Below are 24,159 nucleotides of genomic sequence, written 5' to 3'. Positions count from 1 at the left end.
GGCCACATGGTAAACGCTGGCCGCGTCAAACACGGTCTGCCGGAGTTTGGCCTGTGGCGTATCCCCGCAGGCTGTCAGGCCAAAGCCCAGAACCCCCACCAGCAGAACCGGCACAACACTGGAGCCGAGGCTTTTACCCGTATCGGCCGGAACTGGTGCGGCCACAGTGTTTAAGGCTGATGCCGTGGCCCCGAACAGGGAGCCAGCAGGCAGCGTATCGGCAATAATCTTCACAGCCGCAGGGCCAATGTCCTTGTGGCTGGCTACGGCTTGCATGGCTTTGGCAAGATCGTCCCGCTGGCCGGTCAGGGCGGTAAGCAGTCCGCTGTTGTCGCTTGCCAGCAGGGGCAACACGGCAACCAGTAGGGCGGCGCTGGCATCGGATGTGATGACGTGGAACCACGTTGCCACCAACGTGCCCAGAAGCAGACCGAGGGCAAACAAGGTGGTGGGCTGTCGCAGGTATGCGACAACCTTATTGGAAGAAGACATGAAGCCTCTTTTCAGTTGGAAGGAATCGGGTTTCCCCACGCGGGGAAAGTGGTCAGGCAGCGCCGACCCAAAGGTGCCATTCGGCCTGCCGCCTACGTGTCAGCCCCGGCTCAGTGATGAGCTGGCCGTTCTTGTGCATGTGGTTCCACAGCATAAGCTGCTCACCGGCCTGCATGTCGTGGCCAGAATTGAGCAGTTTGAGCAGCGTGGACCCAGCCAGAGCCGACAATCCAAGGTTGAAGGCAAAGTCCAGCAACGCTGCTTCTTTTCCGGGGGGCTGTGGGGCTTGCACGAGCTGGTGCAGTTCGGTCTGGATGCGCCGGAGCGTGAGCAACAGCAGGGCGTCTGCCTGTTCCGCCGTAATGGGCGCGGTTCTGGCTGTCACGGCGGCCCCGTTGGCCAGAAAGCGGTTACCGTAGCCAATGGACCAGTAACCGGCTGGGCAAAGGTAGGGGGAAAGACGCAGCCCCTCAAACTGGCGGCACAGATCTGCTGCCATGTTGATCGGGTCATTCATTCGGTTGTCCGGATATGAAAAAGCCCACTGTCGCTATAAGCGATAGTGGGCTTGTTTGTGGGGAATAACGGAGAACTAGCCCGTTAGGTGATGAAAGACGCAGAAAACAGCCATTTAGGCTGGACTGGAAATGGACGAAAATCAGGGCGCACTGCCAAACCCGAAATAGTGGCAGATACCCTGAAACACTCCCCAGCCTACGCCGATACCGCCAGTCAGGAGGAATTGCCGCCAGCCACGCATGGTTTTCAGCTCCCCCTTGATGTCGTTAAGCCCCGTTTTGATCCCATTGAGATCCGTCTGGGCTGCTTCCTGCCGGACATTGGCAATAGCCATATCCTTTTCAATCTGCTTCACATCATCACGCATGGCGAGAAATTCAGGCCGGGTGACATATTGAGCTGGCGGCATCGGTAGATCAGACATCTGATCCCTTTCAGGCATAAAAAAACCGCCATAAGGCGGCGGGTAGAGTGAGGATGATGCGATAGTTCAGACTGTCTCTGCGTTGGCCGTCATCACATCTGTGGGCTGCACGGGCAGGATCGTGCTGGTGGTGTCTGCGCCATTGGCGATAGCTGCAATGGCTTTCACATAAGCCTTCATATCCGCTGTAAAAACTTCGCCCATGGCTGCGGCAAGACTGGCCTGCTGCTGGACCCATGCCTGCGCTGCTTGCGCCTGCGTTTTGAGCGGAATAACAGGGGCAGGCGGTGCATACTGGACCAGCGCGCCATTACTCACGCCATAAGGCCCTGCCGTTCTGGTAGAGAACTGCGCCTGTGTGATCGGCAGCAGGTCGGATGCGGGCGGAAAGCCTCTGGTATCGGAATAAATGCTCATATCCAGCCAGCCCAGAACAGGCGTTGGCTGGGCAGCACTGGTGTCGTATTGCGCGTAATATCTGTTCGGGTAAGCGCTGGGCATCAGACTTCCCCCATAATTGTCAGGTTCAGGGTAATGGGTTTGGATTGTGCAACAGCCCCATAACTGCCGCCACCAAACCAGCAGGGAAGGCGAAGCAAAATTCCTGTATTAGTGATTCCGCTGTGTGTCGGTTGCCCCGGAGAAGCCACCATAAGATCAGCAGACCAGTTATCCACAGTCATACTGGAAGCGTTTGTTATTACAGGAACGGTATCTGCTGCATACGCAAACGGGAACGCCTGATAAAGCTGATCATAAGCAGCAACGATCTGGAATGACTGGGTTAGGATATTCCCTGTCCTTGTCCAATAGACAGCACCCAAGGTAGCTGTAGCGGGGATAACCCCCGCAGAACCGGGGGCATAACTCTGCGTTGTGCCGTCTGCCCTTGTGGCAATCAGGTTCCCACCAGCATCATTCTGTACGTCTACAATGCGTATGTTCGTGCCGTCTGTTGCAGGCACAGAGCGGACATAACGCCCCTCTGCCGTCCGCGCATTCAAGGCATCTTCACCGTCGAATTTGATGATGTCAGGAACTTTCGCGGAGCCGGATGCAGATAAATCTTTGATCTCGGCAATCCCGGTATCCCTATGGATAGTCAGGAGCGTGTCAATAATGGTTCCATCATCGGCATAGCGAGAAATGACAAAGCTGCTACCAGCATTACTGCCTGCTTCAGGCGTACTGTCACGCCCAAACGTCCAGCGGACTTTGCCGCCAGCAGATGCTGCAAACAGCGCCTCCGCCCCGATAGGGCCATCTTTGGTCATACCGCCTTGCGCGATGATATCGCCAGTGATTGTCTGCGGGCCTTTTGCCCCCTGCGCCACATATCGCTTCTCAGCCGATTTCGCGCCTAAAGCGACATCCCTTTCATAATCAGGACTACTGGAAACCGGGAGTAATCCCTCATCATCTAGGGATGGGGCGCATTGTGCGGGCACTTCACACCAGACCGTAATGCCGGACGTAAAATTCAGCGCATTGTCCGTGCCAAACAGATTACCCATGACCTTGGTGCGCACCAGCGTGTTCGGGCTGCCAACGGTCAGGGTGCCAACACCCCACTCTGTCTGTGATCCGTCAGAGGCATAATAGTATACCTCTCCACCATCAGGGAATGCATCTGCAAATGTCTGCCGTCCTTCCGGCGCACCGCCCAGAGTAATTATGCCAGTTCCGGGTGCATTGGCCGTTTCCAGAACCAGATCGGCAAGTTGAGGGACGCCCATTATAAACTCTCCGTTAAAGTCAGGGTGACGGAATGCCGGTCTGCAACACCAAACGGGTTGCTGACATCATCGCCTGTCAGGCGGCCCAACAAAGCCTTTTGCGCCAGAGACTCCGGGCCTGCGTCTGGCACTGGCAGGAATAGGGTGTTTTGCCCTGCGGCCGAGGCACGCAGGATCTGCTCAATTTGCCCAGCATCTGCATCGCCTAGTGATTGATGGGCAATTTTGAGGGTGCGCTGTATCCAGCGATTTTCCGTAAACAACACACCGCTGAGAGATGTTGTGCTGTCTGTGCCCAGGTTCCGTCCTGATGTGCTTTCCGTGCTGTAATTGCGCACGGGCTGCCAGATTGGCCCGGCATACGCCAGAGGAATGGACAGGAAACCATCTGTATTGTCCTGATCCGTCAGGGTGAAAGTCACCGTGTCGGCTCGCATTTCTGCGGGCGCAACCAGAACAATCTGGCCGTTTATGCACCCCTGCGTCTGCCCGGACCAGACCATATCCGCACCCAAGGCAGCAGAGATGGCCAATGTTGCTGTAGGCATGCAGTTGGTGCGATGCAGACTGAAAACCCGGAATGTTTCAGCCTGTGGCAAGGTCAAGGTCAACACTGCCGTGTTGCGCGGACAGCGCCAGCCCAGAGACGCTGCGCCACTGGGGTTGCGCAGGTTATCTACCGGCAACGCATCACTCTGCGCAGACGCGACAAGGGCGGCATCCAGAACACGGTTCTGCCACCCGAAACCACAGTTTTCCATGTTTTATACCAGTATTTGCAGGGTTACTGTCTGATTGGCAGCCTGTATCTGCTCACCCACAACCAGACCGATAGCTCTCTGTTCCAGACCCGGTGCGGGGGCTGTAATCCCCACCACATCACCTAGTTCGATCTGCCATGCATATATCTGCGGCAAAGAAACTGCCCAGAGTTTGCGTTTGACGCCCCATAATGCGCCATGCCGCTGGGCAACAAGAGCAGCATCATCCTGCCTTGTTAAAGCCGTGCTGATCGTGTCCGGATCGTTCGGGACGCGCCAACGGGATTTGACCTGTCCGGAATACCAGACTGCGGCCCGGTCCTGCTGCGCTACAAAGGATTGCTGCGCAGCCGTAATCTGGGGGTGCAGGCTGGAGCCTGCTGCCTGCACAGTAAAATTATGGGCATATCCGATGCGCCAGCGCCATGTGGGGGGATCTAACGAGGTGTCCAGATCATCCCCGGTTAATGCGGTAATAATATCCGGGGTTAATTCGGCTACCACATTATCCCCAGCAGTTGGGGCCAGCATAAGGATTGGCAGCAGAGTGCCGGTACGGGTGGGCATGAGCGTGATGCCCAGACCACTTAGAAGAGATGTCACAGCATCCTTCCCGGAAACGCTGGATGAGCCATCCCAGAACCATCCGCCCGGCCATGGCGCAAGCGTGGAGGCTGGGTTCCATGCTGGGTCTATATAGGCTGCGGGAAGCAGAAGATCTTCCAGTAGGAATTGACGGAGTATATCCAGTACATTGATGGGAACTGCGCCAGAACGGAAATGGCCGTCCGCATCTACTGTTATGGCATAAACTGGCTTGGTGCCCAGACGCAGCCATGTGCCGTCTCTGCCTGTCTGTACTATATATGTGCCGGGGGCCGGAGCCTGCGCGTAAATGTCAGTGACATGCCCGCCAAAGACAATGCCTCCGGCATACCCGCCCTCATATAACGCCAGAATGGCTCCCGGCCCGTCCGAAACCTGATAAACATAGTTCACGCTGTCGATCAGAATAGGGGTCAGGTTGTGTGCGCGCCCCCGCAGGCGCGGCATGGACCTCCCCACGACATTGCTGTCGCCGTCCAGTCTTCCTGTCCCGGCATAAATGGTAATTGGCATGGTGCTGCTCAGCCAGTAGGTCGCATCCAGCAGATCCACCTGCAAGCTGATACGGTCTGGCTTCCAGCTTTTACCCAAACCGGCAAAAACAGGTGTCAGGCTGTCGATATTTGGATCAGACCATATTCTGCGGATAGCATCCCATTGTTTCTGCCCGGTAAATATCCGCACGGGGAGGTGGTCATTCACATTATTCTCCAACATGGCATTGAGCGGACCACCAATATTGCTGAGAGTGATGCCTCCCGCAGAAAGGGAGCCGCCCAAAGCATTAGCCGTGAGGGTGAGAGACCGGTTCAGGTCAAATGCAGAACTGACGTATGGCGGGTATGGCGTCCCATCGGATGCAACAAAGCCTGCATCGGAAAAGCGCAGGGTATTAAGTGTTTCCAGCTTGAAACCCGGCGCCATGGGGGCACCGTGTGAACTGGCACCGTGGCCATATAGGAACTGCATGCTGCTGGCAGACGGCTCGACAATATCCATTTCCACAATCCGAACGGTGGAAAAGGCCGACTGACCAAAGCGCACAATTTTGGTGGGTTTAGGCTGAATATCAGGCAGCACCAACGCTCCATGCGGGCGTGCGCCATGCGCGCGCATGAGAACGTTGGGGAGTGTCATGGTTATGCTGCCTTTGCTGCTTGCACCCGCGTAAACTGGCGGAGCGTTGCGTTTATGCTGGCCTCCATGTTCTGAATGGCCGTTTTAACCTGAAGCGTTGCATCCGTGTTTTGCTGGAACAGCGTCTTGGCTAAAGAAGCCGTAAACGTGTCCGATCCCAGATTGCCAATACTCTGGAGCATGGTCAGAACCTTCTGGAAGTCATCTGCATAAGCAGTTCCTGAACCATCCCACTGTTGAGCCAGAGTGAGGTATGTCTGGGCATCAGACTGGACGCGGGAGAGGGCATCATAATCCCCCCCCATGGCCTTCTGATAATCCAAACTCAGATTATCATTGGCCGCACCATACTGATCCTGAACGGACAGAGGCGATACGCTGGACGTTTCCAGACCCTGCACATAACTGCTGAGATTGGAAAACACCGAGGTAACAGATTGCAGCGCCGAACTACTGTACTGTTCAAGTTGCGCCAAAGACTCTCCAGCGTATGTCTGTTGTATTTTCAGACGTTCTGCCGCCAGAGTTTTTTCCAGATCCGTCAGTTGCTGCTGGTATGTGGCATTATCCGAGTATGTATCGCCCAGATAGGATCGCCAGTTGTCTTTGAGCTGCTGGATCTCCTGATCGCCACTTACCTGCTGGTTAAGGAGATCAGCGCCTTCCTGATTACCCGTAGCGGCCATATAGCGGGCCTGAACGGATTGGTCCGCCTGATCCAACTGTGTTTTGGCAGCAGCCAGCATCTGCGCGGCAATCGTATTGCCTTTGTCGATCAGCATTTGGGCATCCATGCCATACTGCTCCGCAGCACGGGCTGCGTTCTCGTATTGGCGCTGGATATCCGCCGCCTGACTGGCAATACTTTCCGATCCGCTGGAGGTCACATCAAGCAGTTGCTTGATAGTGCTGACTTCCGTTTGCAAGGCGGAAACAGAAATTTCTTTCCCGTCCAGACCAGACAGCATTTTAGCAACATCTCCAGTATAACCAGAGAAACTGTCGATTGTGACATGGGCAGCATCATTGAATTTTGTAACATGCACGCCCAGATCGTCCAGTGCATCGGCTGTCTGCTTGAGCTGAGTGATATCACTCAACCAGTCACTGACACTACCCACGCTATCTGGCATGCCGCCAGCCAACGCTTTGGCAAAAGTATCATCCGATGTTTCCAGATCAATGCCGGGCAGCAAGGATTCCAGAGATGAGGAACGCTTCTTATCCCCTTTGTGGTAATGCCCAACCCGGCCATAGTTTCCATCCCCAACCGTTATGTCCACATCTGCCAGTGTGGCATTGATGGTATCGAGTTGTTTCTGAAGGCCCGCCGAGACATTATCTTTAGCATGCTTGGTTTTCACATTGCTGATAACCAGCTTACCGTCCCGTCCAGATACAGTATCCCAGACATAGTGGGTTTTGTTGAACAGACCACCGATGATACCGCCGATCGCCCCAAGAACAGTCCCGCCAATCATGGACCCCATAGGGCCACCGAAGATCCCGCCAACTACAGAACCAACTGTTGACCCCACAGCCGCGCCGATCTTCCCGCCCTGTCCACCGCCAGTCAGATGGGACGCCATTGTTCCAACGCTGTAGCCCATGCCAAACCCGGCTATACCGCCACCAATGGACCCCATGATGCCGCTGGATGCGGATCCGCCGGACAAACCGGAGCCGGAGCCAGATGCGCTGAAACTGCTGCTAGGCGAGACACCAGAACCTGAAAAATTCCCAGACCCCGAAAATCCTGAGAAGGGGTCACTACTTGATCCGGACCCTCCACCCGAAGAAAAAATAGAGCCAATTCCATTAAGTACCTGATCGGCCACAGAGCTGGAGCCCGAAGCGCCGGATGAACCAGAAGCATTGGCCCCAGATGAACCGCTTCCCCATGTTTTGGAAAACCAGTCAGACATGCTGTTAAACATGCCTCCGAACCCGGAGGAGGTTGAACTGGAAGATGAGCCTGTGGAGCCAGACAGCACGTTGGATAAATCTCCCAGCGTGCTACGGGCACCCCCATCAATGCTGTTCAGCAATGGATTGATGAGCGCCATTTTGACCAGCATGCTGCCAATCTGGCTTTCAATTCCCTGCAAAACACTTTTGAATGAAACGCCTGCGCCAGACCCCTGCACAAAAGCCTGCGTCACATCATCGCTAATCGTGTCCGCCATACTGGAGAACTCGCCAGTAACGTCCTGCAACACGGCCTGCTGGTGCTGGTAAGCATTCGTGGCGTCTGACAATGCATCCACGCTACCGAGGTATGCCTGCGAGGACGCCTCGGTCAAACTGCGGCCTTCACGCTGGAGCTGCTGCTCCGCCTGCATATGATTGATCAGCTTTTGCCGGGCTTCATCGTTCTTTCCAAGGGAGGCGGTCTGAGCCTGTAAAACAGCTATCTGGTCGTTATTGGCCGATGTCTGCTGGCTCAGGTTTATGTCAGACGTGGCATGGGCCTGACCAACAAGCGCAGCAGTCCGCCGCCGCACCGCTTCCTCAAAGGCGGGTGTTCCCTCATCATAATGATCCAGTGCTTCTGTATAAGCCTGAACATAGGCCGTGGCCTCGGTTGCGGCCTGCCCACCTTGCAGCCATGCCTGTGCAACCTGACGTTGCAAAGCGGTGTTGCGTTCCATGACGGTTGTGCCGGTCTGGTACTCGGCTGCAAGTGTGCGCGCCGCAGTGACCTGAACAACAGCTTTTTCACTCGCAGACGCCATGCCTCCAGACAGGGAACGGGCGGCGTCATCAGCCTGTTGCGCGGCCTCGACCATGGCCCGGTCATAGCCGGTCAAGGCCGAGGCAGACTGCGCTGCACGGTTCTGCTGCTCTATCAGCTCCGCAAACGGACCACGCATACCCGCAAGTGCTACATTGGCTGCTTGGATCTGCCCATTAAAGCTTTTGATGCTTTCAGCATATTCCTGATCGCTGATCTGGCCTGCTGCGTGAAGTTTGTTTGTCGCAGCAATGGCAGCATTAAGGGCAGTTATGTGCCGCCGCTGCTCGTCAATCTGCCCTCCAAGACTACTGTCCGTTCCCATGACATTAGTCATTTGCTTTTGCCATGCGGCATATTCTGCCGCTAACCCTACGGTTGATGCTTTCTGTTTATCCTGAGCTGCCGTCACGGCTTCTGCCGCAGAAGCTGCCGCGCTGGACGCACCTGTGGCGGGTGCAGAAAATGTAGGGTTTGCCGTGCTGCCCTGCTGCATAAGGTGGGCCATATTGGTTGCACCAACTGCATTAAGGCCGCTTTCCACGCCGCCTTCCAGATAGCCCCCGGCAGACTTGATCCCACCCCACAGAGAACTTCCTACACTGGAAATTTCATCAGGGATCTTCCTGAAGCCTGTAATGACCTCATCCACCACATTGAGCGCTGTTGTGCCCATGGCGATAAAGAAATTACCGATACCCTGTGTGGTTGTGCGAATGGCCTCACCAGTGCCATCCATATCATCGCCCAGACGTTTCCATGCCTGCTGGAAAGGCGTAAGCCCCTGATCTGCCGCCCCTTTGATGTTCTGCTCCAGCCTGTCCAGGACAGAGCGCAGGGCACCGGCCTCATTCCCGGCCTGCTGCATGTGCTGGACCATCAGAACAAACCCGGCATTGAACCCCGGCATACCGTTCTGGGCAAAGTCCTGCGCTGCCTTGGCCGGGTCTTTGATGGCCTCCGCCATGGTCTTGGCTGCTGCTGGAACTGTGTTGCCCATAACGGCAGCAAGGTCGCGGGCATCGGATGTCAGCCGGTCAATCTGGCTGCTATCTACGGTCGGAACGGATACAATGGTTTGCACAACCGTGCGGCTGTCATCCAAAGACAGATCCGAGTTGCCTTTCAGGGTCCGGGCCGCTTCCTCCGCCTGCTGCGCCATGTCCGCATAATCGGTGCGGGTGGCCCGCAGGTGCTGGGAGAGCTGGGCAAGCTGTTCCTGCTCGCCCTCTGCATAGGCACCAATTTTGTAAATTGCGGCGCCAGCCAGAACTGCTGCTGCCGCAATACCACCGGGGCCAGTCATTGCTGCCCCAACGCGGCTTAATGCCCCATCCAGACCGCCCATGACCTGCACCATATTCGGCACCTGGTAAAAAGCAGCCTGAAGCGGATTGCCGCCAGCCAGAACCTGATCGAAAAATTTATGGGTTTCGTCCGCCAGAATACCCATTTCGAAAGAGGTTAGCTTGACCGCAGCAGCGTTGCCGCCCAGCGCCGCCTTTTGGCGGCTCAGGGTTTTGCTGGCCTTCCCTGCATATGCGTCATATTCCTTTTGCGTGATAATCCCGGCGGCCAATGCGCCAGAGGCCTCATCTACAGACTTGGCGTAATCCTGCTCGGCAGCAGCCAGCGGTACCAGCTTGGCGCGCACGCGGTCGGCATCATCAAAGGCTGACGTGAGGTCAGAATAACGGTCGGAGCCCGTAGCGCTGGTAACGCTAACGCCCGTCAAACCGTTGTAAAACTCTTGCGATGCTTTGGCCTGAGCCTGCGCCAGCGCGGTAATGGCCTCCGTTTTTGCACGGATGGTTTCGATATTACGGGTTTCGCGGGCCTCCGCCTTTTCATATAAATTTGCCTGCGTTCCCAGAATATCATTGTATTTCTGCTGGCTGATCGCCCCCTGTTCCAACTCTTCACGCGCGCGCATGACTTTTTGCGAAAAGCGGTCATAGGCAGCATCAAGGCGCGTCTGTGCTTTTTCCACACCATCAGTGGATTGCGTAAACTGGTCCAGTGTCTGGCCCGTTTTGCGGAACGTGCTGGTCAGGCTTTGGCCCGCAGCATCCGCCCCTGCTACGGACGATGCCATGCTGTCCGCATTTTGCACGATGCCGCGTGCCTTGGCGCTAAAATCGTCATCAAGACGGGCAATTAGCTGAGACACTCTGATCGACATGGCGTGGTTCCGGTTATCTATAGGTGGTATCGCGCAACATAAGAGAGGGATAGCTGACAGGCTGACCTGCCCGACTGCCTTTGCGCCCGCCATCACGGCGGAGCAGATAGGGCGCATTCCAGCGCCCCATGTGTCCAGACAGATTGATGAACTGCCGGGAAACATTGATTTCAGGGTAAGCGCGCCTGACGACCTGCCTTGCGCCCTCGATAATTTTAGGAGGCATCGACATTTTCATGCCGCCAGTATCAATCTTTCGCGCATAGGGCGCCGGATTGACGATCTGAACTTCTGCGTTAAACGGCAGGTCTTCCGGCTCATGCTCCCAAAGGGCATCATTGCACAGAACAATCCATGCCCCTCTGTAAGCGCCGCTCTTGACTGGAGAGCGGCGGCGGCATTCATCCAGCCCCAGCCTTACAGCCTGCGACAGAGAACTGAAGTTATAAAGAATGCTGCCACCGACCGTTAACGTGCTTTCAGGAGCATCAGGCACATTATTAACGGTTCGCTTCCAAATGCGACCCGCTTCATTACTGGAAATCAGCCGGTCCCTTTCGGCAATAGTATCGGCAATCAGCAGGTTTTTTGCGGCATCGGCAGATATGTCATCCGTGACAAACCGGTCCAGTTCGACAAAAAAACTTTCAACAGGTTTTCTGGCCATTTTCTAACCTTTGAATATCTGCCTGATTTCCTGCTGGATCTGCTCAGACCTGATTTTGAGAAAAACCCGGTCCATGGCCTGAACGAGTGGGATTACGAAATCCCGCTCATCATGGCTCAATCCGAACAAGCTGCACCATTCAGCAATGTCCATTGGAACCAGAGGCTGGGGGCGCGTTACAATACGCATGGCCCCCATGCCAGAGCCAAATCCGTCAACACGGTAATGCCGCCTGCCTTCCAGATCATGGAAACAACGCCAAGGCATCATGCACCATGGCTCAGGCTCGACCCTGCGCATCCATGCATCCCACGCCTCATAGTCCTGCTGAGGAGGCGGAAATACATCGTGCCGCCCTGCTACGGATGCGTCTTCCAGCGTCCATGTCAGGGCGTCTGTGAGTTTTTTTCCGCTTCGGCCTGCATGGTTTTGGCCTGCTCACCCGCTTTGCTGACAGCCTCCAGAGCGAGGCGAAGGAGAGGGATGTTGTCGGGCAGCAAGAGCTTGTCACGAAGCTGCTCCACAGTGATTTCTGACCCATCCTCGCTTTGCAGGCCGCTCACACCCTGAATACATTTCTCCCCCAGAGCCTTGGCCGTGCATTCATCCTCCAGAGAGGGGGGCAGATCATTAGGCTTTGCCAAAGGCTCGCCATCTTGCAGGCCGGTATTATATTTGATGGCAGCAATACGCCGGAGCGCCCAGAGACGGTCTGCATAAGCAGGGCTAAAGCCGCTGGTAGTAATGGTGATCGGATCATCTGCCGGGCCGACCTGGACGGACACACCGGAAGAAAGAGCGGTGGTGTTGCGTGTAAACTGGCTCAGTTTTGCCATGAGAATAGTATTCCTGTTTTCTGATGTGTGATGTTAATTTTTGCCGCGAGAAATACGACTTCAACCGCCGGCTGTGCCAGACGTGCCCGTACCACCTGCTGCAACTGGAAGTTTTGTAATGGTCAGGGTGGTGCCAGTCGCCAAAGGGTTACCTTCAATGTTGAAGGTCGCTTTTACTGTGGCGTTCTTCTGATTGATGTTTATGGCCGGGTCCGTCAGAAGGGCATTGAGGAACTTAAATTCATATCCATTGCCTGCATTGTCGGCTGTCTGGATGATGATTTCCCCCTGCAACTCGGCTTTTGCGGCGTCCCATTCGTCAAAGCTGCGGAAATAAAGTTCCAGCGAGCCTGTGGCGATGTAGCTACCTAGCCGCATACCGCAGGCAGCAGCGCTACCGTTGCCGTAATCAGCCCCCGACCCATCACGCGCGAAAGTCAGAGACACTGAGGTAGAGCACCCGCCCGGCACCTTCCCATTGATCATCAGCTTGAGAAAGTTATTGACCGTATTGAAGACACGTCCGGTCGGTGCAGGGTTAACGCTCTTGGCAATATCGGTTTCTGATCGCAGCTCCTCGGCAGAGATCAGATCCACGCTGATGCTCGCAAAGCTACCCTGCTGCATCTGGATCTGGACCTGGTTAATAATGGTCCCACGGTAATGGATGAACCCGCCCAGCAACTTCTTGCGGAAGGTATAGGACTTATCCATGTTGCCGTTGGTCAGGGCGCCATTAGTCCAGTCATTGCCCATCACCCCCGCAAGAAGGTCATCATAGGTGCCAGATGACAATGCCCCGGAAATGGTGCCGGACGATGCAATCTGCGTAGTGACAGCCTGCGCTGCTTCCCGAACAGTGTTGATTTCATCGGGGCGGTTGCGGGTTGTGCTGCCCTTGAGCGTTTCCCCCGTGAAACGCAGGGCCTGATATGCGTTTGTCGGGGAGACCCCATAGGTTGCCTCCTGCGCATAGTCGATTGAGGAATCATTGGTTTGCGCGCCAGCAGCCAAGCCAACTGTCGCACCCGTAAAATTCGGTGGCATGCTCACCTCACAAAAAAAGCCGCACGCGGCGGCCATATGGAGCAGATGAAAAGGACCGTGCTATTGTCACGACCCCTGGTGATTATCAGGAGATAGCGGTCTGGCACCGATACTGGATCGTTAGTGTGAAAATGTACCAGTTCCCGCCGCCATCAAGCGATGGGAAATCTTCGTCGCTCCCATCATAAAACAGGCCATCCGGCCATGGCATATCCGCATCGGGCGCACGAAACGCCCTATGCATCTGCCATATGAACGTCAGGGCATCGGGCGTTGTGAAATACCCCTTTGGGATGAAGAGGGAGAGAAGCACTGCACCTGTCTCCTCTTCTGCTATTTCCCCCACACCAAGCCGGTCTGACTGAGAGCCATTCAGTTCCAGCGTCCAGTATGGAGTATTTGCATCAGGGGCATCTCCCACGACCATGAGCGGGTCAATAAGGTGGTGCCCCAGCAGAGTGCAGACTGCTGTTGCTCTGCTGTGCGCGTCATTCCAGACTTCTGGCGACATTATTGCCCCCCTGCGGAAACGAGGGTCCAACCGCAGATGACTGATCCATCATACACTGGGGAGGCATCCGTCAGCGTATAGGTTTTGGGGCCATCCGTGATCCTGTCTCCTTTTTTGGGAGCAAATCCATTGGCGCCCATCTCATCCTCTGTGGCCTGAGCAATAAACGCTGCTACAGGAACCCCATCGGTAAGTTGGGAAGCTTGTGGTGGCGGGGCGAATGCCAGAATGGGAAAAGATACACCGCCCGGCCGCATGAGCTGCATGGTGCGCCCTTTGGCACGTATCTGACGGCGGCGTGACTGCGTGATCCAGCTCATTATGCCATCCAGTCTGCCATGATGGATAACCGGCTGAGTGATGCAATGGCATCAGCCGAAAGCCCACCAGTTGCAGGGTCCAGCGTGGCGTAAGACGTTGAACCAACGCCTTGAATGTTTTCTGATTTCAAGAGCGGATCACGACCTGACGCACCGAGTAACATCTGAATAGTGCTCAAACAGCCACCAGATATTGCAGCCAGCAGGGGAGTGTCCTGCCATGGCAAAAGCACATTGTCCGGCGCGGCCAACTTATCCATGCCAGGCAACACGAACCCGGCAATATAGATGATTTCCACCACGACAGGTCGGGTAAAGCAGAGTTGGCGTGGTGGAAGAAAGGCGGACGCCATGATGCGGGCACCATCACGCTCAACATCGCATTCATCCAGCGCGCCGGTCCACGCAACCCCATCGACCGAGGCAGACAGTATGGCAGCTATAGGGCCATTGGAGAGGTTAATGCCCGGAATGCGCCCCTGAATGGTCTGGCGTTCTCGGTAGGTCTGGAGCGCCAAAGGACGCCCCAGATAATCCACAAAGCTGCCAGATGCCCGCGTGATAAGCTGCCCCAACCGCCCGTCCTGCGTGTTATCCGTGATCTGGAGGTAGGCTTTCACACTCTCCAGATCGACAAGATCGGTGGTCGCGGCGGGCGTTACGACGGAAACAGTCATGTTTCACCCCCAAACAAAAACGGCCTCCGTGAGGAGACCGTCAGGACGCGCCCTTTTTGGTTGTATCGTCAGGAACCGGCTCGGCAGTGCCTTTTTTGGCCGCTACTATGGCGTCCGCTACACTGTCAGGAAAACGGCCAACATCACCTTTGTTGTACACCGCACCAATACCGCTACACGGAGCGGTAAATGTCACAATTTTCATGAATTACTCTCCTGCAACTGCGCCAGGGAACCATGCCGCACCCGTCAGCACGGCAATGGCCATATCGTATCGAGCTGCCAGATCCACCGCTTCGATAACGCGGATCAGCGTTTCATCGTTCTGGAAAGCGGAGCGTGTCACGCCTGCACCGTCCACGTATGATGCCTGAGTGCTGACTGCCAGGGTGGTTTGCAATGCATCCCCCACCATGATTTGTGCAAAATCAGCAAAATAAAGCTCAGACTGGTTGCCGCTCGCACCCAGATTATCCGGTACGGATGTGGTACTGGCGTAGGGGAAGGAGCCGATGCGCCCATCAGCAATTTCCGGGAAGGCCAGAGCGCCCGTAGATGTCTGGAGCTGGGAGAGAAATTCTACCAGCGTGGGGTTGACGATGTAACCCGGCCGCAGCATTGGCACATTGTTTTTGGTCAGCGCGAGACGAAGTTTACCAAGGTCATTCCGCACATTCTGCACGTTGACCGTGGCGTTGGCTGCAATGATGTTGCTGGCATTGGCGAGGTAGCGCAAACCAGTAGGAGCATTATCCGAACCAGCGCCACGGATGAACTGCTGATCTTCTGCCAGAGCAACCTCACGGGTCACGTCATTATTGACCAGACTATCGGTCTGGATCGAGTTATAGCGAAGCAGATCATTGGAAATCGGAACCAAAGCCGCCAGTTTTTTGGCTGACATAGTGACGGTCCCGACCTGCGGGGCAGATGTTGCGATGGCAGCGCGCTCACCAATCCACTGCGCATTGGACGTAGATGTCTGCTTGCGGGTCGTCAGGTTGCCGTTAGGCATGGGAACAGACAATGCGCCCATTTTACGCACTGCAACGGCAGGACGCAGCGCATCAATCAGGTCGGATGAATAGGCCGTGTTGACCAGAAAACCGCCCTGCACATCCACAGACTGCTCCATATTGTCCGCCGCAGCGGCTGCAAATGTGGAACAGGTTGCTTATTAGCAGTGATGCACTCGGGCTTTCTCGCCCTGCTATCAGACGGGCTGCTTGCGCCAGGTCGGCTTTTTGATTCAGGAATGTGTGCCAGCAATCGTCGTGTGTTGCAGGCTCCATCTGCCAGAACCCGAGCGCTGGCCCCCGCAGCTGCCGTAGAAAATAAATACCACTTTCCACCAGGGCCGTACCGAGCAACAGATTAACTGCGGCATCGCTAGCCAAGCCGATTTCCTGCAATGTCGTGCGTATGATCAGCAGCTTGAACTGAGAGATATGCAGACCGGGCGCGATCATGATGCGCCTCCGATCAGAGCTTTGATAATCAGCAGCAGGCCTGTTCCAGCCCCGGAACCGAAAAACGATAATGTCAGGACAATGCCACGCAATGTTCCATTTCTAAGGCTCTTCTGTTCCTGAATATCTGCCAGCCGGGCATCCATGGCAGCCAGCCGGTCAGACATGTTGTTTTCAAACACAGTCCGGCTCTGGCGATCCATATCAAATATGGCCTCCATTGCAGTTATCCTGCGGTCGAGTGAAATAAGACTGATCTGTTGCCCATCAAGAGGCGGAGTAGTCATTGTCAGGCAGTCCTTTGCACACGATCAGGTTTCGTGCACAAAGGAGTAATTACTACCCGCCAGCCTGTACATTACTGTCTGTTGCAGAAAACCATTATTAAAGGTTTCCTGAGATCAGGTCGGTAGTTTTGAGATGGTTACGCTGTAGTCGTCACATCCGTGGGCTGGGCAGGCAGGACCGTGCTGGTGGTGTCTGTGCCGTCCGCAATGGCGGCAATGGCCTTCACATAGGCTTTCATATCCGCTGTAAAAACTTCGCCCATGGCTGCGGCAAGACTGGCCTGCTGCTGGACCCATGCCTGCGCTGTTTGCGCCTGCGTTTTGAGCGGAATAACAGGTGCGGGTGGTGCATACTGAACCAGTGCGCCATTGCTTACGCCATAAGGCCCCGCCGTGCGCGCGGAAAACTGCGCCTGTGTAATCGGCAGCAGGTCGGATGCAGGCGGAAAGCCGCTGGTGTCGGAATAAATGCTCATATCCAGCCAGCCCAGAACGGGCGTTGGCTGGGCGGCACTGGTGTCGTATTGCGCGTAATATCTGTTCGGGTAAGTGCCTGCCATTATACTTCTCCCCTTACCCATATAGACGCAGACGTAGGCAGGTTCTGAACAACAGCACCCCCGCCTATTCCGTAGATATTCTCGAACGTGAACCCAAGGTTCGTGACGTTATTTTCGCCGTCTGCTTGCTTGCCTAAATAATTGGGAACAACCGTATAGTTATTGGGGGTCATACTCATAGATAACACCGCTTGTGGTATTGTTCCTGCACGGTAAGCCGTCGGAAATGGAACGTACTGACCATTCCACGCAGCAGGCAGGAAAAATGACTGCGTCAGGATATTGCCAACCAGAGTCCAATAAACGGCCCCCAGTGTATCGGTTGCCGGGATCACGCCAGATGTCGGCAGGTCTGCCAGGTTGGCCAGCGCCGTTCCATTGGATAACGTGCGTCCATTGTCATCCTGAACCAGACTGGTAACGCGCGCCTGACCCTCCTCGGGAACGGATGCCGGGTAGCGATTGTCGGCAGCCTTTGCGCTCAACGCCTGCTTGGTGGCGAAGTCCGTCACATCAGGGACCAGAACCTGCTCCGCTCTGCTAAAGTCCAGTTCCTTGAGGGCCACCGCCACACTGCCCTTATTGGGGGTGCCCGGTGTGCCGCCGCTTATGGTCAGGGTGACATCTGGCGTTGCATCACCCTCAGCTGGAGGACCGGCGGACCAGTAACGGTGCGTAAGGGTAGCCGCAGCCGTTTTGCTGCCCCAATCCATGGAGCCAGTGACGTTGCCGCCAGCCAAGGGAAGAAAACCCTGAAGAATAGTGACCAAAGCTGTAGTTGTGACCAAGGCAACGGTGGTCGTACCATAGACGAATACAGGCACTTTCTGGCTGGCAGCGTAATACAGCAGCTTTCCCGCCACATCCCCTTCACCCATTACGGCCGGAGCGCCCATGACAGCACTGGAGACCACGCTGGAAATAAGCTGTTTAATGGCCGTAATGCACTGATCATTTTTTGTTTTGTCGAAAACAATACCGGCGGCCTGAGCAATATTGATCAGTTCCTCCTGCACCATGTTGAGCCACCAGAACCGCACCCGGGTAGGGGACTGCCCCGTTGTGGAACCACCGGTAAAAAAGCCAGGTTCGCCAATGTTATCTGTCGGCAACGCTGGTAGGGCAGATACTGCCGTTACGTCGTCTATTCGGTAAACCATATGATTTTATCCGTAAGAAAAGAAAACTCTGGTGTGGGCCGGAGCGCGGGACGATATTTCACACTCCAGAACTGCATCGCCCCATGTTGCCAATGCCTCGTCTGCGTAGGAGGCATCTGCACTAAAGTAATTTACTGTTGTGGCCGGGGCATTTACGCGCCAGACGTAATCCCAGAAGGCATCTGCAACAGGATCATCTGCGCGTAGAAAGTCTGCACGGGCTGCTGAAAACTCGGTAATGGTTATTGTATAACCAAGTGTTTTTGCAAACCGTACATAATACTCTATGGATGAGCCGCCTGCATCGCCCATGCGTGCAGCAACCTGGCGTTGCTGTTGCTCTATAGAGGGGTTAGCGCCGGCACACGGGTCTGGCAGACCGAGCGTTTTTTGCCACTCCAGCAATAGGTACGATGCTGTTGCCGGGAAAACATTGGGCACAATAGAGCGTGCATCGTTAATCACCCGCTCTGCCATGGGCATGAAGCCAGATAAAACGCCGTCCAAGACAGTGCCCGCTTCACGCGGCCATGCACGACCGAAAGGCATTGTCTTTTTGAACTGCTCCAGAATCTGGCTGGCTGACCAGCTGGGGATACTCATGTTGAAGCGACCACACCCACAGTGGGCAATGACCCCAAAGGAACAACCACAGGCCCAACCGGTGCAGAAAGTGTGAAGGACGCTCCGGTTGATAACAGAGCTTCCTCAATGTCACTCTGGGGAATGGTCATTCCCAATGGCGTGCCGTTCCGCACATATAGATCAGCAAGAGCGGCCTTCATGTCTGCCAACTGATCTGGCGTGCTGGGAGACAGGTCAGCCAGCGTGACGTTAATGGGGAAGGGGGCTGGGGCACAAACAATGACCAGTGCCGTGACGGGCCGATTGGGCTGGATGGCATTAGCTACCGCCAGTTGGTCACCTGTGGCGGTTGTATAGCGCGGCTCCGCTGTGGCCGCACCGTTGCTTCCTTGCGGAAAGCCATCATGAGCTGCCTGCGCCTTATCCAGCATGGCATACACCACGACGGAGCCAGAGCCCGCACCGTTGGGGTTACACCATGCGCGTGTTACACCAGCTACGGCAGTGGCCCATTCCACATAATCATCTGCCCGGCCGCCGCCATCACGCGCGGCATAGGCTTTGAGCATGCGGGTACGGAACGGGCCATCCTGCTCTGCATCTGCGCCGCCGGTAAAACTGCCTGATGCAATGCCGGCGGCTGGTATGCCGTCCTGAGCGGTGAGCAGAGCAAAGCCGGTGCCGTTATCACAGTTTCCATCTGCCCCTGCCGTATCGCAAGTGACCTCAGCATTCAGTATGCCATCTGACCCAGCAACAGCTACGGATGAGGTGAAATAGGAAAGCCCATCGGCCCGCAAGACTACTGTGTTTGCTTCCAGTTCCATGCCCGGCGTGCAGCCAGAAAAAAGAACTGTGCCAGAGGCGGCCGTAGCATCTTTTTTGTAAACACCCCGGAGCGCCGCCCATGCGTCCAGATTTTCATCCTCGGCTGTCCAAGGCACGGCCTGCCGGTAGCACCATCCAATATAGTCATAGTTTCCCCAGACCAGATTGGAGAACATCCATGACAAGCGGTTGAGAACAGAACGCGGGAAGATTGATACGCCGCGCATGATATTGCTGGAGACAATATCACTCCACGAGGACGCCTGAAGTTCAGAAAGGGTTTTTTGAGAATATGGCACGCGCAGGCTCCTTCCACGCCCACGCATACCGGAAAGAGATATCGGACCCATCGGGCTTGATCAGCCGGATGCCGATATTCAAGGCTGTAGCGTTCAGCCACGAGGTTTGCACCGTAATGCTCCCGACAATTTTTTCATCCAGTAGCCATTGCAAGGCCTGCTCACAAATTGTGCGGGCATGCGTTAGCAGGCTGTTGCCAGTCTTTTTTGCCCCCTCAATGGTCCATAGCAGGGAGCCCATGGAATATCCTTCCATGTTGTCTATCCAGCACCCCCCGAGGTCCGTGGACCCGTTTGGTGGCTGACATCACCAAACAATCCACCATCTGCCATATTCACAGCTCCTTTATCCAACGCTGGACCTTAGCTTGCCGGCGGGCATTACTGGCCATAATGCGCCGCACGCGCCTGTTGCCTGCGGCAATGCGCTTTTGCACGTAACGAACACGCAAAAACCGGAATTCCACCTGCACACGGCTACTGGTGACAATCCGGACCACGATGCACGTTGCACTGATCCCGAAAAAAATTGTGGCGGGTTCGATCATGGCGCCCCAGACTCTGCCAGCCACCGACCAAGCAAGCGATAGCGTGCAGTCTTCACCCGAAGTGCAGGGGTGATGACCATGACCACACACAAAAAAACGCTCACCCCACATGAACGGCTGGATACAGCGGTTAAAAATCGGGTCATTCGTGCGCAGGAACTTATGGCCACATTGGCTACCCGCGGCTTGGACCCCAGCCCTTGCGAGTACTGCGGAGTGCTTGGCGAGCGGGTTTTTGCCGTTGTCGCTGCATTGAATGAAGAAGAAAGAGCCGCCAAGGAAGCGCGGCTTGAAACGCAGCTTGAAGCAGCCGGGCTGGGCGGCGTTCTGGAAAAACTACCGCCCGCTCTGCGCCCTTAAGGTTGTAAAGCGATGCTTTTATTCGAGCTCAAACATGCCTGCCTGCGCATTGGCTTTCAGTTCATCCAACGCAGTGGAGAAAAGTTTAAATATCAGTTTGCGCGAAGTGAGCTCTTCGTAGGCTGGCGTGCATATAACGGAAAATCGACTAACAAATTTGGTGGTAGTTTCTTTTTCAATAAAATCTTCCACCATTACTTGATGCTCCCTGCATGCAATAGTTGCCGCAGCTTGAATAAGCGCCGCGTTCACTTCGGGGGACAGTTTCTTACTCATTTTGGTTTCCTCATCGAGTCTGTTGCAAGCCCGATGATGGAAGGCGCGGGTGCTGCTGGCAACAGCGGCACCCGCATGCCGGACCTCACGTCATGAAGTGCCGCCTCCCACGATGCCACCGCACGCCTGCGCAACTGCTGCTGCGTGTAACTCGCTTTTCCGCTGATGCCCTGCTGATTGCGGCGGATGCGTACCGCGAGCTGGCCAGCCACCACGCCCTTAACGGTGCCCCCGACCTTGCGGAGCAGGCCCATGCCATTGCCCGCCAGTTAATGGATGAAGCACCCCGGCGTGTTGTGCCTGCGCCAGCCCATGTTCCACCCCCATGCAAAGGGAATGCCCCATGAACATTGTGGACCCTGAAGCCCTGTTTAATCAGCTGGACAAAAATCAGCAAACCGTTGCCCGCTGCCTGCAACTGCAAGCCTACGCGCTGGACCACCACGCCCGAAAAGCCCATGGCAATGCACGCGGCCGCCAGACCTGCACAGCGGACGCAGATGCATTGCGCCTGCGGCTGGAAGCCTTGTTGCTGGGCGCATGGGTGGCCGATGCAACCCCGCAACAGGGAGCAGCACCATGCTGATTGCCCTGGATGACATACAGGAAAATGGCAATATGCGCCGCACGAGCCTTTGCGCTACTGCTGATGCCGCACTGGAGGCCAGCATTGCAGCACTCGGCGTGCTCCAACCCATATTGGTAAGGCCCGACCCAAACGGCGGGTACGTTTTGATTGCAGGATACCGCCGTGTTGCCGCAGCACGCCGGATAGGGCTGGCAGAAGTGCCCGCCGAAATCCGACTTATGGGCGAGTTGGAAAGTAAAGCGGCACAGGCGGCGGAAAACGTAGTGCGTCTCCCGACTGATCCTGTGGACGTGTGGCGGCACATTGATGAGATGATTCAGGGTGGATATTCGCTGCAATCTGCGGGGGCATCTTTGGGGATGCCTGATCGGTACATTCAACAGATCAGTATTCTCAGCCAGATTGCCCCCCGGCTGCTGGACGCCATGGCCGGCAAACAACTGCCGCCATGGCGGACCCTTGGCATTATTGCGCAGGCACCGCATGACCAGCAGATTGCAGCCTTTGAGCGCCACAACTACCCGCACGGCGTAACATGGGCATCGGTCAGCGCAGAATGCACGGCACACCGGATACCACAGGATCGCGCCATATTTGATGTAGCGGAATCCGGCGTGCATTTTGAGGAGGATTTGTTTGCTGAGCCGGGATCACCGGAGCAATTCACCACAGGCGATATTGCCGGGTTTATGGCTGCCCAGCTTGCAGCCGTGCAGGACCGTATTCAAAACGGTGATGAACCGGCCATGCTGCTGGAATACAGCTCCATGGCGCAACTACCAAAGCTGCCGACCGGCTGGGTTTATGTCGAACGCAAGGAACCGCTAACCCCACGCAGCAAACACAAACGCGCCTACGCCATTGTGCCCGCGAATGACTGGATGGATGCGGGCCGCGTGGTGGATGTGGTGATAAAACCTGCCACCACAACCAAGGCCACTACTGCACCCGCCACAACGCACAGCACCGATGCCATCGAGCAGGAAGATTACGAGCCAGAACTCCCTGCAGAGGAGCCCGAAGCACTACCGGACGACGTGTGCCAGATTACCAAGGCAGGGTATGACATGCTGGCAGATACCCAAGGGGAAAGACAAGGCAAAAACTAAGTTTGTTCCAGACCTAACGCCTCACTGCTTACGGCACACATTCGCAACATGGCACTATTGCCTGCACAAAGACCTCCTACGCTTAAAAGATGACGGCGGATGGAGAACTATTACCATGGTGACACGCTATGCGAAGAAAATGCCCGACGCTTACCGTGACGAGATAAAAGAATGGCTCGGGCTCTAATATGTGCCAAAGTAGAGCCAAACCAACTATTTTTCTGCATAAACCATTAAAAAACAATGGGTTATGTTTTGCTTCTTTCTGCCTTCACACGGCGGGGGTCACAGGTTCAATCCCTGTCGCACCCACCACGGTTTGCCCTAGTTTTCTGCGGGTTACAGAAAACAATCCCAAAATAATAAGCGTCCTATCAGTTTATATTGGTCCATATCAGGCCACCTTACGCCACATCAATCCGTGCAAAATCCGTGCACCTTTTTATCATGGTAGGCTTTATTTCTAACTGAGATATGCATTGCTGACATTGCAAGTCACCTGCACTTTTTGATCCTTGATGAATTTATTATGCTAATGATTTCAAGCGATGCAGTTTAAATGGAATAAAGTTATTGATGTCACCCCTCGGACAGCCTACAGAAGGCATGTGGCCCACGATAGAAACCATAGCTTTAGAAACTGCTCATCGTGATCCGATAATATCTTTGTTGCTAGTTTGTTTAACAGCAATTATTATCGTACTGATCGTCGTTACCTGCACATGGAAGATTCAAGCAGCGAGGATAGCGGGGGATGTGAAAAAATATGCAATTCACACCATCTCATCCTCGCTTCTAAGCGAGAAAAATAAAGCTCACTTTATTAATCTTTTACTGGAAAATGCAGGAGGAAAGGAAAAATGAATTTTTCTGTCGTTCTGCTAATCGTAGGCGTTACTCTTGTCGCCCTTATGGCCACAGTTCACGCTCGGATAGTTCTCCTCAACAGCAGAGCCGCGCTTCCTTATCGTAAAGCAGCTATAGACATTGGCGTTAAACTGATCGCAGATGAATCCATGAGCGATAAAACACGCACCGCAGGACGGCGTATTGTTGAGCTTGCATCGCAGCCATTCATATGCGTGCGCACTAACCAGTCCTCGACGCGCGAAATCCCTTTTGAAGGAATTGAAACAGAGCTTGTTGATGTTTTTGGCAGCAATGCTGGGAAAGAAATTGCACAAGCAATTGCTCTTCTAGCTATTGTTTCCGTCTTACAGTCTCCAATGCAAGGTATGATTTTAAGGAGACTAGGAATATCAAACCCTACAAGCTTCGTTGAATCTATCATGCGATGCCAACCCTATCCGATACAAGAAATTGATGATTTACATGCTCGCAAGTATGCCAAAAATTTGTAAGCTCCCGGCGACTGACGCCTTGCTGAATACTTCTGGTCTTGTTCAGCTATGAAGCATGAGCGATTTAAGAGATAGGGAC

General features: G+C 55.0%; 31 protein-coding genes, 1 tRNA gene and 1 pseudogene. 7 read left to right on the top strand and 26 right to left on the bottom strand.

The window, feature by feature from the left end:
- From AABE20_RS05340 to AABE20_RS05220, 25 genes and pseudogenes are all read right to left on the bottom strand, one after another.
- On the bottom strand, nucleotides 1-492 hold a 492-nt coding region (locus AABE20_RS05340), incomplete at its 3' end, for a hypothetical protein (protein WP_338332164.1).
- Nucleotides 493-544: 52 nt separating this feature from the next.
- Complete coding sequence (locus tag AABE20_RS05335) at nucleotides 545-1,009, bottom strand: lysozyme (protein ID WP_338332163.1); 465 nt, start codon at nucleotides 1,007-1,009, stop codon at nucleotides 545-547.
- Nucleotides 1,010-1,150: 141 nt separating this feature from the next.
- Nucleotides 1,151-1,435, bottom strand: a complete 285-nt coding sequence (locus AABE20_RS05330; RefSeq protein WP_338332162.1) for a hypothetical protein — start codon at nucleotides 1,433-1,435, stop codon at nucleotides 1,151-1,153.
- A gap of 66 nt (nucleotides 1,436-1,501) precedes the next feature.
- A complete protein-coding gene (locus tag AABE20_RS05325) occupies nucleotides 1,502-1,936 on the bottom strand; it encodes a hypothetical protein (protein WP_338332161.1) in 435 nt (144 codons plus the stop codon).
- On the bottom strand, nucleotides 1,936-3,171 hold the full coding sequence (locus AABE20_RS05320; RefSeq protein ID WP_338332160.1) for a hypothetical protein: 1,236 nt from the start codon (nucleotides 3,169-3,171) through the stop codon (nucleotides 1,936-1,938). The genes AABE20_RS05325 and AABE20_RS05320 overlap by 1 nt, the downstream gene beginning before the upstream one ends.
- Nucleotides 3,171-3,932, bottom strand: a complete 762-nt coding sequence (locus tag AABE20_RS05315) for a hypothetical protein (protein WP_338332159.1) — start codon at nucleotides 3,930-3,932, stop codon at nucleotides 3,171-3,173. Before AABE20_RS05315 ends, AABE20_RS05320 begins: the two co-directional genes overlap by 1 nt.
- Nucleotides 3,933-3,935: 3 nt before the next feature.
- Nucleotides 3,936-5,675 (bottom strand): hypothetical protein, encoded by a 1,740-nt coding sequence (locus AABE20_RS05310; protein WP_338332158.1) that lies wholly within the window; start codon nucleotides 5,673-5,675, stop codon nucleotides 3,936-3,938.
- 2 nt (nucleotides 5,676-5,677) lie between these two features.
- A complete protein-coding gene (locus AABE20_RS05305; RefSeq protein WP_338332157.1) occupies nucleotides 5,678-10,591 on the bottom strand; it encodes a phage tail length tape measure family protein in 4,914 nt (1,637 codons plus the stop codon).
- Between the two features lie 13 nt (nucleotides 10,592-10,604).
- Nucleotides 10,605-11,258 (bottom strand): hypothetical protein, encoded by a 654-nt coding sequence (locus AABE20_RS05300; protein ID WP_338332156.1) that lies wholly within the window; start codon nucleotides 11,256-11,258, stop codon nucleotides 10,605-10,607.
- A gap of 3 nt (nucleotides 11,259-11,261) precedes the next feature.
- Complete coding sequence (locus AABE20_RS05295) at nucleotides 11,262-11,528, bottom strand: hypothetical protein (RefSeq protein ID WP_338332155.1); 267 nt, start codon at nucleotides 11,526-11,528, stop codon at nucleotides 11,262-11,264.
- Between the two features lie 116 nt (nucleotides 11,529-11,644).
- Nucleotides 11,645-12,094 (bottom strand): hypothetical protein, encoded by a 450-nt coding sequence (locus tag AABE20_RS05290; protein ID WP_338332154.1) that lies wholly within the window; start codon nucleotides 12,092-12,094, stop codon nucleotides 11,645-11,647.
- A 60-nt stretch (nucleotides 12,095-12,154) separates the two neighbouring features.
- Nucleotides 12,155-13,141, bottom strand: a complete 987-nt coding sequence (locus AABE20_RS05285) for a phage tail tube protein (RefSeq protein ID WP_338332153.1) — start codon at nucleotides 13,139-13,141, stop codon at nucleotides 12,155-12,157.
- Between the two features lie 85 nt (nucleotides 13,142-13,226).
- Complete coding sequence (locus tag AABE20_RS05280) at nucleotides 13,227-13,652, bottom strand: hypothetical protein (RefSeq protein ID WP_338332152.1); 426 nt, start codon at nucleotides 13,650-13,652, stop codon at nucleotides 13,227-13,229.
- Nucleotides 13,652-13,972 (bottom strand): hypothetical protein, encoded by a 321-nt coding sequence (locus AABE20_RS05275; RefSeq protein WP_338332151.1) that lies wholly within the window; start codon nucleotides 13,970-13,972, stop codon nucleotides 13,652-13,654. The genes AABE20_RS05280 and AABE20_RS05275 overlap by 1 nt, the downstream gene beginning before the upstream one ends.
- On the bottom strand, nucleotides 13,972-14,649 hold the full coding sequence (locus tag AABE20_RS05270) for a phage head-tail connector protein (protein ID WP_338332150.1): 678 nt from the start codon (nucleotides 14,647-14,649) through the stop codon (nucleotides 13,972-13,974). The genes AABE20_RS05275 and AABE20_RS05270 overlap by 1 nt, the downstream gene beginning before the upstream one ends.
- 40 nt (nucleotides 14,650-14,689) lie before the next feature.
- Nucleotides 14,690-14,854, bottom strand: a complete 165-nt coding sequence (locus AABE20_RS05265; protein ID WP_338332149.1) for a hypothetical protein — start codon at nucleotides 14,852-14,854, stop codon at nucleotides 14,690-14,692.
- A 3-nt stretch (nucleotides 14,855-14,857) separates the two neighbouring features.
- Nucleotides 14,858-15,784 (bottom strand): phage major capsid protein, encoded by a 927-nt coding sequence (locus tag AABE20_RS05260; protein WP_338332148.1) that lies wholly within the window; start codon nucleotides 15,782-15,784, stop codon nucleotides 14,858-14,860.
- Nucleotides 15,717-16,118, bottom strand: coding sequence for a hypothetical protein (locus tag AABE20_RS05255; protein WP_338332147.1), 402 nt, complete (start codon nucleotides 16,116-16,118; stop codon nucleotides 15,717-15,719). Before AABE20_RS05255 ends, AABE20_RS05260 begins: the two co-directional genes overlap by 68 nt.
- Complete coding sequence (locus tag AABE20_RS05250) at nucleotides 16,115-16,405, bottom strand: hypothetical protein (protein ID WP_095349954.1); 291 nt, start codon at nucleotides 16,403-16,405, stop codon at nucleotides 16,115-16,117. The genes AABE20_RS05255 and AABE20_RS05250 overlap by 4 nt, the downstream gene beginning before the upstream one ends.
- 137 nt (nucleotides 16,406-16,542) lie before the next feature.
- Nucleotides 16,543-16,965 (bottom strand): hypothetical protein, encoded by a 423-nt coding sequence (locus tag AABE20_RS05245; RefSeq protein ID WP_338332146.1) that lies wholly within the window; start codon nucleotides 16,963-16,965, stop codon nucleotides 16,543-16,545.
- A complete protein-coding gene (locus AABE20_RS05240) occupies nucleotides 16,965-18,125 on the bottom strand; it encodes a hypothetical protein (RefSeq protein WP_338332145.1) in 1,161 nt (386 codons plus the stop codon). The genes AABE20_RS05245 and AABE20_RS05240 overlap by 1 nt, the downstream gene beginning before the upstream one ends.
- 6 nt (nucleotides 18,126-18,131) lie before the next feature.
- Complete coding sequence (locus tag AABE20_RS05235) at nucleotides 18,132-18,728, bottom strand: YmfQ family protein (RefSeq protein WP_338332144.1); 597 nt, start codon at nucleotides 18,726-18,728, stop codon at nucleotides 18,132-18,134.
- Nucleotides 18,725-19,837: a baseplate J/gp47 family protein gene (locus tag AABE20_RS05230; protein ID WP_338332143.1), complete on the bottom strand. Its 1,113-nt coding sequence runs from the start codon at nucleotides 19,835-19,837 to the stop codon at nucleotides 18,725-18,727. Before AABE20_RS05230 ends, AABE20_RS05235 begins: the two co-directional genes overlap by 4 nt.
- Nucleotides 19,809-20,123, bottom strand: a pseudogene (locus AABE20_RS05225) (phage GP46 family protein); the annotation flags it as partial. The pseudogene AABE20_RS05225 and the gene AABE20_RS05230, both read right to left, overlap by 29 nt.
- 49 nt (nucleotides 20,124-20,172) lie before the next feature.
- Entirely contained in the window at nucleotides 20,173-20,385 is a 213-nt protein-coding gene (locus AABE20_RS05220) for a hypothetical protein (RefSeq protein ID WP_338332142.1), read from the bottom strand.
- Nucleotides 20,386-20,463: 78 nt separating this feature from the next.
- On the opposite strand from AABE20_RS05220, the gene AABE20_RS05215 reads away from it, so the two are divergent.
- Complete coding sequence (locus tag AABE20_RS05215; RefSeq protein WP_338332141.1) at nucleotides 20,464-20,745, top strand: hypothetical protein; 282 nt, start codon at nucleotides 20,464-20,466, stop codon at nucleotides 20,743-20,745.
- 18 nt (nucleotides 20,746-20,763) lie between these two features.
- Here the strand turns inward: AABE20_RS05215 and AABE20_RS05210 are convergent, their stop codons facing one another.
- Nucleotides 20,764-21,021: a hypothetical protein gene (locus AABE20_RS05210; protein ID WP_338332140.1), complete on the bottom strand. Its 258-nt coding sequence runs from the start codon at nucleotides 21,019-21,021 to the stop codon at nucleotides 20,764-20,766.
- A 92-nt stretch (nucleotides 21,022-21,113) separates the two neighbouring features.
- Between AABE20_RS05210 and AABE20_RS05205 the strand changes: the two genes are divergently transcribed.
- The 6 genes from AABE20_RS05205 to AABE20_RS05180 all read left to right on the top strand — a co-directional run bounded on the left by AABE20_RS05205 (nucleotide 21,114) and on the right by AABE20_RS05180 (nucleotide 24,080).
- On the top strand, nucleotides 21,114-21,368 hold the full coding sequence (locus AABE20_RS05205; protein WP_338332139.1) for a hypothetical protein: 255 nt from the start codon (nucleotides 21,114-21,116) through the stop codon (nucleotides 21,366-21,368).
- Nucleotides 21,365-21,607, top strand: a complete 243-nt coding sequence (locus tag AABE20_RS05200; protein ID WP_338332138.1) for a hypothetical protein — start codon at nucleotides 21,365-21,367, stop codon at nucleotides 21,605-21,607. Before AABE20_RS05205 ends, AABE20_RS05200 begins: the two co-directional genes overlap by 4 nt.
- Nucleotides 21,601-22,719 (top strand): ParB N-terminal domain-containing protein, encoded by a 1,119-nt coding sequence (locus tag AABE20_RS05195; protein ID WP_338332137.1) that lies wholly within the window; start codon nucleotides 21,601-21,603, stop codon nucleotides 22,717-22,719. Before AABE20_RS05200 ends, AABE20_RS05195 begins: the two co-directional genes overlap by 7 nt.
- 237 nt (nucleotides 22,720-22,956) lie before the next feature.
- Nucleotides 22,957-23,034: transfer RNA gene (locus AABE20_RS05190), tRNA-Val, on the top strand.
- A 261-nt stretch (nucleotides 23,035-23,295) separates the two neighbouring features.
- Entirely contained in the window at nucleotides 23,296-23,583 is a 288-nt protein-coding gene (locus tag AABE20_RS05185) for a hypothetical protein (protein WP_338332136.1), read from the top strand.
- Nucleotides 23,580-24,080 carry a hypothetical protein gene (locus tag AABE20_RS05180; RefSeq protein WP_338332135.1) on the top strand — a complete coding sequence of 167 codons (501 nt, stop codon included), beginning with the start codon at nucleotides 23,580-23,582 and terminating at the stop codon, nucleotides 24,078-24,080. The genes AABE20_RS05185 and AABE20_RS05180 overlap by 4 nt, the downstream gene beginning before the upstream one ends.
- Nucleotides 24,081-24,159: the final 79 nt, after the last annotated feature.

Origin of the sequence: Acetobacter zythi, from assembly GCF_963921165.1 — a bacterium.
Lineage (GTDB): Bacteria > Pseudomonadota > Alphaproteobacteria > Acetobacterales > Acetobacteraceae > Acetobacter.
The sequence above is the reverse complement of the archived record's forward strand: the minus strand, read 5'-3'. Positions and strand labels throughout refer to the sequence as shown.